This is a genomic window from Pseudomonas furukawaii, from assembly GCF_002355475.1.
Taxonomy (GTDB): domain Bacteria; phylum Pseudomonadota; class Gammaproteobacteria; order Pseudomonadales; family Pseudomonadaceae; genus Metapseudomonas; species Metapseudomonas furukawaii.
In genome coordinates, this window is sequence record NZ_AP014862.1 from 6,100,632 (window position 1) to 6,113,844 (window position 13,213).

The 13,213-nt window shown below is 67.8% G+C and carries 14 protein-coding genes; 6 read left to right on the plus strand and 8 right to left on the minus strand.

What is annotated here, in order from left to right:
- Positions 1-21 precede the first annotated feature (21 nt).
- Positions 22-921, plus strand: coding sequence for a D-hexose-6-phosphate mutarotase (locus KF707C_RS28225; protein ID WP_003457858.1), 900 nt, complete (start codon positions 22-24; stop codon positions 919-921).
- 16 nt (positions 922-937) lie between these two features.
- Here the strand turns inward: KF707C_RS28225 and KF707C_RS28230 are convergent, their stop codons facing one another.
- The 5 genes from KF707C_RS28230 to KF707C_RS28250 all read right to left on the minus strand — a co-directional run bounded on the left by KF707C_RS28230 (position 938) and on the right by KF707C_RS28250 (position 4,657).
- Positions 938-1,474 carry a DUF3299 domain-containing protein gene (locus KF707C_RS28230; protein WP_003457859.1) on the minus strand — a complete coding sequence of 179 codons (537 nt, stop codon included), beginning with the start codon at positions 1,472-1,474 and terminating at the stop codon, positions 938-940.
- Positions 1,475-1,562: 88 nt separating this feature from the next.
- Complete coding sequence (locus KF707C_RS28235; RefSeq protein ID WP_003457861.1) at positions 1,563-1,808, minus strand: GlsB/YeaQ/YmgE family stress response membrane protein; 246 nt, start codon at positions 1,806-1,808, stop codon at positions 1,563-1,565.
- Positions 1,809-1,901: 93 nt separating this feature from the next.
- The gene (locus KF707C_RS28240; protein ID WP_036994605.1) at positions 1,902-2,987 is read right to left on the minus strand and encodes a 5-(carboxyamino)imidazole ribonucleotide synthase; all 1,086 of its coding nucleotides are present in this window, start codon (positions 2,985-2,987) and stop codon (positions 1,902-1,904) included.
- A 3-nt stretch (positions 2,988-2,990) separates the two neighbouring features.
- The gene (gene purE, locus KF707C_RS28245; RefSeq protein ID WP_003457865.1) at positions 2,991-3,482 is read right to left on the minus strand and encodes a 5-(carboxyamino)imidazole ribonucleotide mutase; all 492 of its coding nucleotides are present in this window, start codon (positions 3,480-3,482) and stop codon (positions 2,991-2,993) included.
- 266 nt (positions 3,483-3,748) lie between these two features.
- Positions 3,749-4,657: a LysR substrate-binding domain-containing protein gene (locus KF707C_RS28250; protein ID WP_003457868.1), complete on the minus strand. Its 909-nt coding sequence runs from the start codon at positions 4,655-4,657 to the stop codon at positions 3,749-3,751.
- A 182-nt stretch (positions 4,658-4,839) separates the two neighbouring features.
- Between KF707C_RS28250 and KF707C_RS28255 the strand changes: the two genes are divergently transcribed.
- On the plus strand, positions 4,840-6,264 hold the full coding sequence (locus KF707C_RS28255) for an aspartate ammonia-lyase (protein WP_003457869.1): 1,425 nt from the start codon (positions 4,840-4,842) through the stop codon (positions 6,262-6,264).
- A 137-nt stretch (positions 6,265-6,401) separates the two neighbouring features.
- Here the strand turns inward: KF707C_RS28255 and KF707C_RS28260 are convergent, their stop codons facing one another.
- Both KF707C_RS28260 and pdxR read right to left on the minus strand, forming a co-directional pair.
- Positions 6,402-6,857 (minus strand): BRO-N domain-containing protein, encoded by a 456-nt coding sequence (locus KF707C_RS28260; protein WP_003457871.1) that lies wholly within the window; start codon positions 6,855-6,857, stop codon positions 6,402-6,404.
- Between the two features lie 447 nt (positions 6,858-7,304).
- Positions 7,305-8,771 (minus strand): MocR-like pyridoxine biosynthesis transcription factor PdxR, encoded by a 1,467-nt coding sequence (gene pdxR / locus KF707C_RS28265; RefSeq protein ID WP_003457873.1) that lies wholly within the window; start codon positions 8,769-8,771, stop codon positions 7,305-7,307.
- Positions 8,772-8,869: 98 nt separating this feature from the next.
- Between pdxR and KF707C_RS28270 the strand changes: the two genes are divergently transcribed.
- From KF707C_RS28270 to KF707C_RS28280, 3 genes are read left to right on the plus strand one after another with little or no spacing between them, the layout of a single operon-like run.
- Positions 8,870-9,502: an FMN-binding negative transcriptional regulator gene (locus tag KF707C_RS28270; protein ID WP_003457875.1), complete on the plus strand. Its 633-nt coding sequence runs from the start codon at positions 8,870-8,872 to the stop codon at positions 9,500-9,502.
- Between the two features lie 16 nt (positions 9,503-9,518).
- Positions 9,519-9,962 (plus strand): GNAT family N-acetyltransferase, encoded by a 444-nt coding sequence (locus tag KF707C_RS28275; RefSeq protein WP_003457878.1) that lies wholly within the window; start codon positions 9,519-9,521, stop codon positions 9,960-9,962.
- Between the two features lie 10 nt (positions 9,963-9,972).
- The gene (locus KF707C_RS28280; protein ID WP_003457879.1) at positions 9,973-10,647 is read left to right on the plus strand and encodes a GNAT family N-acetyltransferase; all 675 of its coding nucleotides are present in this window, start codon (positions 9,973-9,975) and stop codon (positions 10,645-10,647) included.
- A gap of 26 nt (positions 10,648-10,673) precedes the next feature.
- On the opposite strand, the gene KF707C_RS28285 is transcribed toward KF707C_RS28280, so the two are convergent.
- Complete coding sequence (locus tag KF707C_RS28285; RefSeq protein WP_003457881.1) at positions 10,674-11,492, minus strand: helix-turn-helix domain-containing protein; 819 nt, start codon at positions 11,490-11,492, stop codon at positions 10,674-10,676.
- Positions 11,493-11,680: 188 nt separating this feature from the next.
- Between KF707C_RS28285 and KF707C_RS28290 the strand changes: the two genes are divergently transcribed.
- Positions 11,681-13,126, plus strand: coding sequence for an alanine/glycine:cation symporter family protein (locus KF707C_RS28290; RefSeq protein WP_003457884.1), 1,446 nt, complete (start codon positions 11,681-11,683; stop codon positions 13,124-13,126).
- Positions 13,127-13,213: the final 87 nt, after the last annotated feature.

Sequence of the window (13,213 nt, forward strand, 5' to 3'; positions counted from 1 at the left end):
TGCCCCACGGAGGAATTCCAGATGTCCAGTCCCCAGGTTGAACGCATCGAACTCGACGAACTCACCTGTTGGCGAGTCCGCACCGACAGCGCCGAATTGCAGGTGGCCCAGCAAGGGGCCCAGGTCCTCGGCTACCAGCGCGACGGCGAGCCGCCGCTGATCTGGCTCAGCGACCAGGCTGCCTACCAGAAAGGCAAGGCGGTGCGCGGCGGCGTGCCCGTCTGCTGGCCCTGGTTCGGCGACCTGCGACGCAACCCGGCGCCGGTCCAGGCCATGCACGAAGGCGGCCCCATCGCCCCGGCCCACGGCCTGGTGCGCGAACTGGACTGGGAGCTGCTGAACATCGACACCGACGGCGCCGCCGTCCACCTGGCCTTCGCCCTCGACAGCCGCAATCCGCCGCACGCGGACTGGCCCCACGCAGCCAGGCTGCGCCTGGACATCCGCCTGGACGACGCCCTGCAGCTGAGCCTCACCAGCCACAACATCGGCGACACCCCGCTGGCCATCAGCCAGGCGCTGCACAGCTACTTCGCCGTCGGCGACATTCGCGAGGTGGAGGTGGAAGGCCTGGACGGCTGCCGCTACATCGAGACCCTGGACGACTGGCAGCAGCGCCAGCAGCAGGGAACTATCACCTTCAGCGGCGAAACCGACCGTATCTACCTGGGAACGCCGCCGCGCATGAGCATCCTCGACCGCGCCTGGAAGCGCCGGATCCAGCTGGACGTGGAGGGTTCGTCCTCCGCCGTGGTGTGGAACCCCTGGATCGACAAGGCCAGGCGCCTGTCGCAGTTCGCCGAGGACGCCTGGACAGGGATGCTCTGCATCGAGACGGCGCGGGTGATGGACGACGTGCTGCGCCTCGGCGCCGGCGAAGAGCAGCGGATGACGGTGCGGATCGCCAGCGCGCCCCTCTAGCCGGGGCACTGGCGAATCAGAGGTCGCCCTCCTCCACCAGCCGCACGCTGGCGGCATCCAGGGCGTAGGCCGCATCGGCCAGGTCGTTGCTGACCTGCTCCACCCTGAGGGTGCCGTCCACCCAGAGCGGGGCGTAGATGTCGTCGAGCGGGATGCCCCTGGGGTAACGCACCAGCACGATCTGATTCGGCGGCGGCGGCGGCACATGGATGCAGGCGCCCGGGTAAGGCACCAGGAAGAACAGCGTGCTGCGGCCCTTGGCATCGGTTTCCAGGGGCACCGGATAGCCGCCGATATGGATCGTCTTGCCATCCAGGGCGGCGACGGTCTTCGCCGAATACATCACCGCCGGCAGGTTCCTGTCCTGCTGCTTGAGGCCACCCTGCTGGCCGAAGTTGCCCTCCGCCTCCGGGGTGTCGTGGCTGATGTCGGGCATCTCCTCCAGGGCCTTGCGGTCCTCGGGAGGCATCAGCTCCAGCCAGTCGGTTTCAGGAAGTTCGGCGCGGGCCAGGGTGCAGCAGAACAGCAGGAGCAGGCAGGCGAAGCGGCGCATGGGGCACTCGGGATATGGGGTGGACAACAGGCGCCAAGACTAGCGCCCGCGTCCGACCGTGCCCAGCGCTGGCGACGAAGTACCGCGCTCAGCCCTTCTTCAGGAATGACAGCACCACCAGCAGGATCACCGCGCCCACCACCGCGCCGATGAACCCGGCGGCCTGACCGGCCTGGTAGATCCCCAGTGCCTGGCCGCCATATGTGGCGGCGAGGGAACCACCGACCCCCACCAGAATGGTCATGATCCAGCCCATGCTGTCGTCGCCGGGTTTGATGAAGCGTGCGATCAGGCCGACGATCAGCCCGATCAGAATGGTACCGATGATGCCCATGGCAGGTCCTCCGCTGTGTGGGACACGCCTGAGACTAGATGGCGTCGCGGCGCCGCGCCATGACCGCCCCGTTGCGGGGCGGCCGTTTGCCGGTCAGGGCTTGGCGATCAGCGCTTCCACCGCGGCGATCTGGCGATCGAGGGTGGCGCGGTCGGCGCAGCGCAGGGTGGCGTGGCCCACCTTGCGGCCGGCCTTGAAGGCCTTGCCGTAGTGGTGCAGGTGGCAATCGGCGACGGCGATCACCTTGTCCACGGGCGGAACCTCGCCGATGAAGTTCAGCATGGCGCTCTCGCCCACCTTGGCGGTGGGGCCCAGGGGCAGGCCGGCCACGGCGCGCAGGTGGTTCTCGAACTGGCTGCACTCGGCGCCTTCGATGGTCCAGTGCCCGGAGTTGTGCACGCGCGGGGCGATCTCGTTGGCCTTCAGGCCACCGTCCACCTCGAAGAATTCGAAGGCCAGCACGCCGACGTAGTCGAGCTCACGCAGCACGCGGCCGACATAGTCCTCGGCCAGGGCCTGCAGCGGGTGATCGGTGCTGGCGACGGACAGGCGCAGGATGCCGTTCTCGTGGGTGTTGTGGACCAGCGGGTAGAAGCGGGTCTCGCCGTCGCGGGCGCGCACCGCCACCAGGGAGACTTCGCCGGTGAAGGGCACGAAGCCTTCCAGGATGCAGGGCACGCTGCCCAGCTCGGCGAAGGCGCCGGCCACGTCCTCGGGCTTGCGCAGGACCTTCTGGCCCTTGCCGTCGTAGCCCAGGGTGCGGGTCTTCATCACCGCCGGCAGGCCGATGGCGGCCACGGCGGCATCCAGGTCGGCCTGGGACTGGATGTCGGCGAACTCGGGGGTGGGGATGCCCAGCGCCTTGAACATCGACTTCTCGAACCAGCGGTCACGGGCGATGCGCAGCGCCTCGGCGCTCGGATAGACCGGCACGAACTGGGAGAGGAAGGCCACGGTCTCGGCCGGCACGCTCTCGAACTCGAAGGTCACCAGGTCCACTTCATCGGCCAGCTGGCGCAGGTGGTCCTGGTCGCCGTAGTCGGCGCGGATGTGCTCGCCGAGCGCCTGGGCGCAGGCGTCCGGCGCGGGGTCGAGGAAGGCGAAGTTCATGCCCAGGGGAGTGCCCGCCAGGGCCATCATGCGGCCCAGCTGGCCGCCGCCGATTACGCCGATCTTCATCACTCAGGCCTCACGGGGGTCCGGGTTGTCCAGAACGGTTTCGGTCTGGGTGCGGCGGAAGTCCTTCAGTGCCTCGTGGTACTTCGGGTACTTGCCGCCGAGGATGCTGGCGGCCAGCAGGGCGGCGTTCACCGCGCCGGCCTTGCCGATGGCCAGGGTCGCGACCGGGATGCCGGCGGGCATCTGCACGATGGACAGCAGCGAGTCCACGCCCGACAGCATGGAGGACTGCACCGGCACGCCCAGCACCGGCAGGTGGGTCTTGGCGGCGCACATGCCCGGCAGGTGGGCGGCCCCACCGGCTCCGGCGATGATCACCTCGATGCCGCGGCCTTCGGCCTCTTCGGCGTACTGGAACAACAGGTCCGGAGTGCGGTGGGCCGACACCACCTTCACTTCATGGGGGATGCCCAGCTTGTCCAGCATCTCGGCGGTGTGGCTGAGGGTGCTCCAGTCGGACTTGGAGCCCATGATCACGCCTACCAGTGCGCTCATCGTTGTGCCTCGTCAAAGTGCGCCGGGTGGCGCGACCAAAAACCAACAAGCCACGCAATGGCGTGGCTTGTCTGCGATGTGGGCCGAGCTGCGGGGCGCGCTGCCGGCCGAAGGCCGCGCAGTATAACGCAAAGCCGCGCGGGGCGTGCATTTGCCATGACCGCTCGTCCAACGCCCGGGACGGTGCGGTGAAACGCTGCTCCAGGGCGAGAGCCCTTGTGTCGGGGCGGGCAGAATCCTTCGAGCGACCGGCGCCGCCCTCACCCTCAACCCTCCCCGCCGACCCCCGCCTCCAGCTTGCGCCAGAGCAGGCGGACCGCCGCCTTGCGCACCAGCGCGCAGCGGTACAGGCGAATCTCCAGCGGCACATGCCAGTGGCTGCCGCCGCAGACCACCAGGTCGCCCCGGGCCAGCTCCGACTGGGCACTGAAGTGCGGCACCCAGGCCACCCCCAAGCCCTGCAGCGCCATGTTCTTCAGGCTGTCGGCCATGGCCGTCTCGTACACCGTGGTGGCCCGCAGGGCGCGCTGGCGGATCAGGAGGTTCACCGAGCGCCCGAGGAAGGCGCCCGCGCTGTAGGCCAGCAGCGGCACGCTCTGCCCGCTATCGAGCTCGTACAGCGGCTTTCCCTCCGCGTCCACCGCGCACACCGGCAGCATCTCGGTACGGCCCAGGCTCATGGACGGGAAGATCTCCGGGTCCATCTGCAGCGCCGCGTCCGGGTCGTAGAAGGCCAGGATCAGGTCGCACGCGCCCTCCCGCAGGGAGTGCACCGCCTCCCCCACGTTGGTGGCGATCAGGCGGCTGGCGATGTTCAGGCCATCGGCGCGCAACCGCGCGATCCACTGCGGGAAGTAGCCCAGCGCCAGGGAGTGGGCGGCGGCGAACTGCAGCACCTCGCCCTGCTGCCCCTCCAGGTGGTGCAGGTGGCGCACCACCTCCCCCAGCTGGTCCACCATGCTGCGCGCGGTCACCAGGAACAGCTGGCCGGACTCGGTGAGCTCGATCGGCGTGCGGGAGCGGTTCACCAGCGTCAGCCCCAGGGCCGCCTCCAGGCTGCGGATGCGCCGGCTGAAGGCCGGCTGGGTGACGAAACGCCGCTCGGCGGCCTGGGAAAAACTGCGGGTATTGGCCAGGGCGACGAAGTCCTCCAGCCATTTGGTTTCCAGGTTCATCAGACAGGTCCGAAAGAATGCTCGATTTTGGTGCACACGCTTGCGACGCAACCCGCGTCACACGGACATTATGCCGATTGTGCATGACCCAGCGAATAACAGCATTGGCCCAAAAACGGCCCCAGGCCTAGATTATTGGGCATCGCGGCACTGGCCGTGTTCTCCCAGAGATGAATCGCATCATGTCCTCCGCTGCATCCTTCCGCATCGAAAAAGACCTGCTCGGCACCCTCGAAGTCCCCGCCGACGCCTACTACGGCATCCAGACCCTGCGCGCCGTGCACAACTTCCGCCTGTCCGGCGTACCGCTGTCGCACTACCCGAAGCTGGTGATCGCCCTGGCCATGGTCAAGCAGGCCGCCGCCGATGCCAACCAGCAGCTGGGCCACCTCAGCGCCGAGAAGCATGCCGCCATCAGCGAAGCCTGCGCCCGCCTGATCCGTGGCGAATTCCACGACCAGTTCGTGGTGGACATGATCCAGGGCGGTGCCGGCACCTCCACCAACATGAACGCCAACGAGGTGATCGCCAACGTCGCCCTCGAAGCCATGGGCAAGGCGAAGGGTGAGTACAAGTACCTGCACCCGAACAACGACGTGAACATGGCGCAGTCCACCAACGACGCCTACCCCACCGCGATCCGCCTGGGCCTGCTGCTGGGCCACGACGCCCTGCTGGCCAGCCTCGAAAGCCTGATCCAGTCCTTCGCCGCCAAGGGCGAGCAGTTCGCCGGCGTCCTCAAGATGGGCCGCACCCAGCTGCAGGACGCGGTGCCCATGACCCTGGGCCAGGAATTCAAGGCCTTCGCCACCACCCTGGGCGAAGACCTCGACCGCCTGCGCCGCCTGGCCCCCGAGCTGCTGACCGAAGTGAACCTCGGCGGCACCGCCATCGGCACCGGCATCAACGCCGACCCGCGCTACCAGCAACTGGCCGTGGACCGCCTCGCCGCCATCAGCGGCCAGCCGCTCACGCCCGCCGCCGACCTGATCGAAGCCACCTCCGACATGGGCGCCTTCGTGCTGTTCTCCGGCATGCTCAAGCGCACCGCGGTCAAGCTGTCGAAGATCTGCAACGACCTGCGCCTGCTCTCCAGCGGCCCGCGCACCGGCATCAACGAGATCAACCTGCCGCCGCGCCAGCCGGGCAGCTCCATCATGCCGGGCAAGGTCAACCCGGTGATCCCGGAAGCGGTCAACCAGGTGGCCTTCGAAGTCATCGGCAACGACCTGGCCCTGACCCTCGCCGCCGAAGGCGGCCAGTTGCAGCTGAACGTGATGGAGCCGCTGATCGCCTACAAGATCTTCGACTCGATCCGCCTGCTGCAGCGCGCCATGGACATGCTGCGCGAGCACTGCATCAACGGCATCACCGCCAACGAAGAGCACTGCCGCCGCCTGATGGAGAACTCCATCGGCCTGATCACCGCGCTGAACCCCTACATCGGTTACGAGAACGCGACCCGTATCGCCAAGGAAGCCCTGGAAAGTGGCCGTGGCGTGCTGGAACTGGTTCGCGAGGAGAAGCTGCTGGACGAGTCCATGCTGGCCGACATCCTCCGTCCGGAAAACATGATCGCCCCGCGCCTCGTGCCGCTGAAGGCCTGATCCGCACAGTCTCACCAGGAGGGGCGCAGCCCCTCATTCCAAAGGATGGTCGCCAGACCATCCTTTTTTTTGCTTGTGGATAACCGACGGACCACCGCAGCGGGCCGCCGGTCTCGTCCGACTGTGGATAACCCTCGCTAGCGCAGGTTCGCCACCTTCGGCAGCTCGGCATAGGGCACCCAGAGCCTCCCCTGCCACTCCAGCACGCTGACCTGGGTTCCGTCGCCGCACAGCGAACGCCGCCTGGGTTGGGCCGAGTCGCCGCGGAACTCACTGCGCAGTGCCAGCACCACCTCGTGGGTGAGCCAGCGACGCAGGCTGCGGTGTTCGGGGTGGAAGTAGTAGATCAGCGCGGCGTAGAGCCCGGACTCGCTGATCAGCAGCCCCTGCTCCAGTTCGCCCTTGGCATCGCGAAACCAGGCCTGCTGGTACTGGTCGGGGTCCAGGTTGCTGCACACCCGCCCTTCCAGCACCTGGTTCATCAGCCGGCCCAGGTCGCGCGCGCAGAACCAGGCCTGATCGTCCAGCAGGAAGGCCCTTAACTGGCGGCGATGACGGATAAAGATGCGGGGATGGAGGATCGGCTCATTCATGGCGAGCCCCCCAGTTGAAGTGCGAAGCGACGGAAGCCGGAAGTAACGAGTTCATGGATAAGTCCTGTGAGTTCGTTGAGTGACACCCCTGTTGAGAGGGTGGCCAGGCACTTCAACACCGCTCACAGACGGCCCGCAGTTTTCCTCCGTGAACGGAGTCTTGTATGGCTGCGCGCTACCCGGCCGAATCAGAACACCGCCAGGTTTACGGGGACGGCATACCGCTGTGAGAGGTGTGTTGAGCACCGGCGGCGACAGTAAGTCGGGAGCTGAACGCCAACAACGTGATCACAGCGAAATCGGATAATACGTCGCCGAACCGGCGCGTATCTCAATCGATCCTCATCCTTTTCTGTAGGAATTGGCGTAAGCAACGGAAGCCCGCATTCGGAAAGACGGCCACAGCACTAGCGAAATCTCTCAGTAGGGTGCGCCCCGCGCACCGCGCTACAAACGCCAGGCCCGCCGCAACACCCGCACCGCCTCGGCGATCTCCGCCTCGGGCACGGCGGCGAAGCCCAGCACCAGTCCCGCGCGGTTATCCACAGGCTCGGCGCTGTCCTCCAGCCAATAGCCGCTGAGCCCGTTCATTTCCACACCGGCAGCGCGGGCGGCGCTCACCAGCGCCTGTTCCCGCGCCAGGCCGTCGACACTTATGCACAGGTGCAACCCGGCCTCCACCGCCGGCATCGGCGCGCAGCCGGGTATCGTCTCGGGCCAGTGGGCCAGCAAGGCATCACGCCGGGCGCGGGCCGCCTGGCGCATGCGGCGGACGTGCCGCTGGAAGTGCCCGGCGGCGATGAACTCCGCCATCACCGCCTGGGTGCCCACCTCGGAATGGCGGATATCCAGGGCGCGGCGCCGGGCGAAGGCCTCCGCCAGGCCCGCCGGCAAGACCAGGTAGCCCAGGCGCAGCGCGGGAAAGGCGATCTTGCAGAAGGTGCCGACATAGAGCACCCGCCCCTGCCGGTCCAGGGACGCCAGGGGCGCCAGGGGCACACCGCTGTAACGGTACTCGCCGTCGTAGTCGTCCTCGATGATCCAGCCGTCCTGGCGCTCGGCCCACTCCAGCAACTCCAGCCGACGCGCCAGGGACAGGGTCACGCCGGTGGGGTACTGGTGGGACGGCGTCAGGTACGCCAGCCGGCAATCTTCCAGGCGCGAGAGGGCGGCGCAATCCAGCCCCTCGTTATCCACAGGCACGCCGCTCACCCGCGCGCCCGCCACCGCGAAGGCATGGCCGGCGGCGCGATAGCCGGGGTTTTCCACAGCCACGCGATCCCCCGGCTGCACCAGCAACTGGGCGCAGAGGCTGATGGCCTGCTGGGCGCCGCAGGTGATCACCACCTGCTCCGCGTCGCAGGTCAGGCCCCGGCTGCTGCGCAGGTAGGCGGCCACCAGCTCCCGCAGGCCACGATCCCCCGCCGGGTCGCCATAGCCCAGGCGCGCCAGGGACGGCTTGCGCCAGAAGCGTGCCGACAGCCGCGCCCAGGTCTCGAAGGGAAACAGGTCGAAGGCCGGCACCCCGATACGAAAGGCCCGGGGCGCGCCCTCCGGCGGCAGCGGCAGGTGGTGCCGATCCAGCCGCGCCAGAGCCGGCCCCGGCTTGGGCCCCAAGGGCACCGGCTGCGGGGTTGGCGGGCTTGTGGATAACTCCGCCACGTAGGTGCCATCGCCTACCCGGCCTTCCACGTAGCCCTCGGCATAGAGCTGGTCGAAGGCGCGGGTCACGGTATTGCGCGAGAGGCCGAGCAGCGCCGCCAGGTCGCGGCTGGCGGGCAGGCGTGTGCGGCTGGCCAGGCGGCCATCGAGGATGCGCTCGCGCAGGGCCTCGTAGAGCTGGCGGGAAAGGCCCTGGGCCGGGTCCAGGCGGATTCCGGACAGGTCGACGGGCAACGGCGGCGTGGGGGTCATGTCGGCCTCGATTGGCTCCATTGAACTGGCGGGAAATGGATCTTACGCAAGTCCAATAGCCTGCCTAGCATGAAGCCATTCCGCCAGGAGAATCGACGATGTACTGCCCCGCCGCCTTCCGCCAGGACGACCTGGCCCAGCTCCACGCCCAGATCGACGCCAGCGGCCTCGCCCTGCTCACCAGCGCCGGCGCCCAGGGTTTGATGGCCAGCCACCTGCCCCTGCTGCTGGTCCCCGGGGAGGGGGAGTTCGGCACCCTCTACGGCCACTTCGCCCGGGCCAACCCCCACTGGCGCGACCTGGCCGAGGGCAGCGAGGCGCTGGTGGTGTTTTCCGGACCGGACGCCTACATCCACCCCGGCTGGTACCCGGCCAAGGCTGAGCACGGCAAGGTGGTGCCCACCTGGAACTACATCGCGGTACACGCCTGGGGCCAGGCCGAGGTGTTCGACGATCCCGAGCGCCTGCTGGCCCTGGTGCGCCGCCTCAGCGATCGCCATGAAGCGCGCCAGGCCCGCCCCTGGTCGGTGGACGAGGCGCCGGCCGACTACCTGGCCGGCATGCTCCGCGCCATCGTCGGCTTCGCCTTGCCGATCCGCCGCCTGGAAGGCAAGTGGAAGCTCGGCCAGAACCGCTCCGCAGCCGACCAGGCCGGGGTGCGCGAAGGCCTTTCCACCTCCGCCGAACCCCGCGACCGCGAACTGGCCGCGCGCCTGACCCCGACCACCTGACCCACAAGGACGCCCCATGAGCCTCGAGATCCGCCCCGTTTCCGCCGCCGACCATGCCGCCTGGCTGCCGCTGTGGCAGGGCTACCAGCGCTTCTACAAGACCGAGATCGCCGAGGCCACCAGCGCCATCACCTGGCGACGCTTCCTCGACCCGGCCGAACCCATGCACGCCGCCCTGGCCTGGGACGGCGACCGCGCCGTGGGCCTGGTGCATTTCATCTACCACCGCAGCTGCTGGACCCTCGGCGACTACTGTTACCTGCAGGACCTCTATGTGCAGGAAGGCCAGCGCGGGGGCGGCATCGGCCGTGGCCTGATCGAACATGTCTACGCCCGGGCCCGCGCCGATGGCGCCTCGCGGGTGCACTGGCTGACCCACGAGACCAACACCGACGCCATGCAGCTCTATGACCGCATCGCCGACCGTTCCGGCTTCCTCCAGTACCGCAAACTGCTCTGAAGGCCTCCCCATGACCGACCTCAGCCACTGGCAACCCCGCCCCACGCCGGACCACAGCCCGCTGCCCGGCCGCTTCGTGCGCCTGGAAGCCCTCGACCCCGCCCGCCATGGCGACGACCTCTGGCAGGCCCTGCAGGGCCCCGGCCACGATGCGCGCCTCTGGGACTACCTGCCCTACGGTCCCTTCGCCGAGCGCACGCCCTTCGAGGCCTGGCTCGCCGCCAATGCCGCGAGCCGCGACCCGCTGTTCTACGCGGTGGTGGACCTGGCCAGCGGCCGCGCCACCGGGCTGCTCAGCTACCTGCGCATCACGCCGAAGGACGGCGTCATCGAAATCGGCCACATCGCCTTCGGCCAGCCCATGCAGCGCACCCCCGGCTCCACCGAGGCGGTCTGGCTGCTGGCCCGGCACGCCTTCGACGACCTGGGCTACCGCCGCCTGGAATGGAAGTGCAACGCGGCCAACACCCGCTCCATGCGCGCCGCCGAGCGCCTGGGTTTCCGGTGCGAAGGGCTGTTCCGCCAGCACATGATCGTCAAGGGCGAGAACCGCGACACCGCCTGGTTCTCCATCATCGATGGCGAATGGCCCGGGGTTCGTGCCGGTTTCGAGCGCTGGCTGGCTGTGGATAACTTCGATGGCGAGGGACGCCAGAGGCAGAGCCTGGAAGCGCTGCGGGGTTGATGCACCGGGAGCCCCGGTGCCGCTCCTCACTCGATCTCGAACAGGCCGTTCTTCAGCGGCGCCACGTCCAGGCGTTCGCGCACGTCGTCGTCGATACGCGGGTCGTCGGGGCGGTAGAGCTTCACCTGGCGGTAGGCGGCGACGCGGTTGATGTCGGGGCCGAGGTATTCCCAGACCACCCGGGTGCAGGCCGGATTGCGCCGGTCGCCGCTGGAGACGCCGGTCTTGAGGCCATTGAGGCGGGTGATGCGGCTCTTGTAGCTGGGGATGAGAATGGTCTGGCTCATCTCGTTGAGGGTGAGGGACTCGTAGTCCACCAGGAACAGGCGGTCCTGCAGCTGGAAGGCGGCGCCCAGGTAGCGGCAGCGCACCCAGTCTTCGGCCTCCACGTTGGTGCTGGTGGAGCGTTCCTGGCGCTCCTGGCGCTCGAAGAGGAAGTTGCCGTCGTCCTCCCACAGGCGCACCAGGGACAGCAGGACGGTGCCGGGCACCGACATGCAGTTGGAGTACTCGAAGTAGTAACCGCAGTAGCGCGACAGGTTGCCGGACTGCTCCCGCAGGGGCGCCAGCAGTTCCATCAGCGGGTCGCTGCGGGTCTCCCCTCCCTGGCCGGCGGGCCGGGTACCCAGGAGCCGGGCGAACTGTTCGGGGGGCAGGGCCAGTTCATAGTCCTCGACACCGAAGAAATCGCAGATGCGCTTGAGGTTGTAGGGGGTCGGTCGGCTCTGGCCGCCGAGGTACTTGTTGAACTGGGCGCGGTTGATGCCCAGCTTGCGGCAAACCTCCGCGATAGAGCGGTAGTGGCCGCACAGCAGCTTCAGATTGTTGCCCAGATAATCCGCCATTGCGCCCTCCTGCCTGATGCGAGCGGCGCGATTATAGCGCCAAGTCGCGTCAACTCGATGCGCTCCGCGAAATTGCTACAGGACTTTTCCTGCACAACCATGCGCAACCTTCCCAGTGAAGCGGTGCTGCATGCCGTTGCCGCGACGCTGATCTTCCCAAAAACAACAACTGGATCAGGTGAATCGCCATGCTCGATTTCCTCAATGACCTCCTCTGGAGCAAATTGCTGATCGTCGTCCTCGTGGGCCTCGGTCTTTTCTTCTCCATCAGCTCCCGTTTCGTCCAGTTTCGCTACTTCAGCGACATGTTCCGCATCTTCGGCCAGGCCCTGCAGCGCAAGGAAGGCCAGCTCAGCTCGTTCCAGGCGCTGATGCTGTCGGTTGCCGGCCGCGTGGGCGCGGGCAACATCGCCGGTGTCGCGGTGGCCATCATGCTCGGTGGCCCGGGCGCCGTGTTCTGGATGTGGATCGTGGCGCTGCTCGGCATGGCCACCAGCTACTTCGAGTGCTCCCTGGCCCAGCTCTACAAGCGTCGCGAAGCCGACGGCACCTACCGTGGCGGCCCGGCCTTCTACATCCTGCATGGTCTCGGCCAGCGCTGGCTGGCGGTGATCTTCTCGATCCTGCTGCTGGTGACCTTCGGCTTCGGCTTCAACGCCGTGCAGTCCTTCACCGTGGCCACTTCGATGCATGACACCTTCGGCCTGCCGACCTGGGTCAGCGGCGTCCTCCTGGTGGGTGTGATCGGCCTGATCGTGTTCGGCGGCATCAAGCGCATCGCCGCCATGGCCGACGTGCTGGTGCCCATCATGGCCGGCACCTACATCCTGATGGCCCTGGTGGTCATCGGCATGAACATCACCGAAGTGCCGGCCACCCTGGCGCTGATCGTGAAGAGCGCCCTGGGCCTGGAACCGGCCTTCGCCGGCGGCGTCGGCGCGGCCATCATCATGGGCGTGAAACGCGGCCTGTTCTCCAACGAAGCGGGCCTGGGCAGCGCGCCCAACGTGGCCGCCGTCGCCGAGGTCAAGCACCCGGCCGCCCAGGGCATCGTGCAGTCCCTCAGCGTGTTCATCGACACCCTGCTGGTGTGCACCAGCACCGCCCTGATCATCCTGCTCTCCGGCGTCTACCAGCCGGGCAGCGAGATGGCCGGCGTGGTCCTGACCCAGACCGCCCTGGCGGCCGAAGTCGGCGAGTGGGGCCGCGTGTTCGTGAGCATGGCGCTGCTGCTCTTCGTCTTCACCACCCTGGTGTACAACTACTACCTGGGTGAGAACGCCCTGAGCTTCTTCAGCACCAAGCGCATCCTGGTACAGGGCTACCGCGTGCTGGTGATGGCCCTGGTGCTCTGGGGTTCGATGCAGGACCTGTCCACCGTGTTCGGCTTCGCCGACGTGACCATGGGCCTGCTGGCGCTGGTGAACCTGGTGGCCATCTCCCTGCTGTTCAAGGTGGGCATGCGCCTGATGCGCGACTACGATGGCCAGATCAAGGCGGGTGTGCAGGAGCCGGTGTTCGACGCCAGCAAGTTCTCCGACCTGGACCTGGATCCGAAAGCCTGGCACGGCGCCCAAGCGGGCGACGCCAAGGCTGAAGAAGCGGCCGACGGCCTGGCGCAGAGCCACCGCTGATCGCGCCTCCTGGTGAGACGCCGGTGCCGCTCTACCGTTGATACGGAGAGCGGCACTGTCGTTTTCGGCCCATGATTTCCCGAGTTA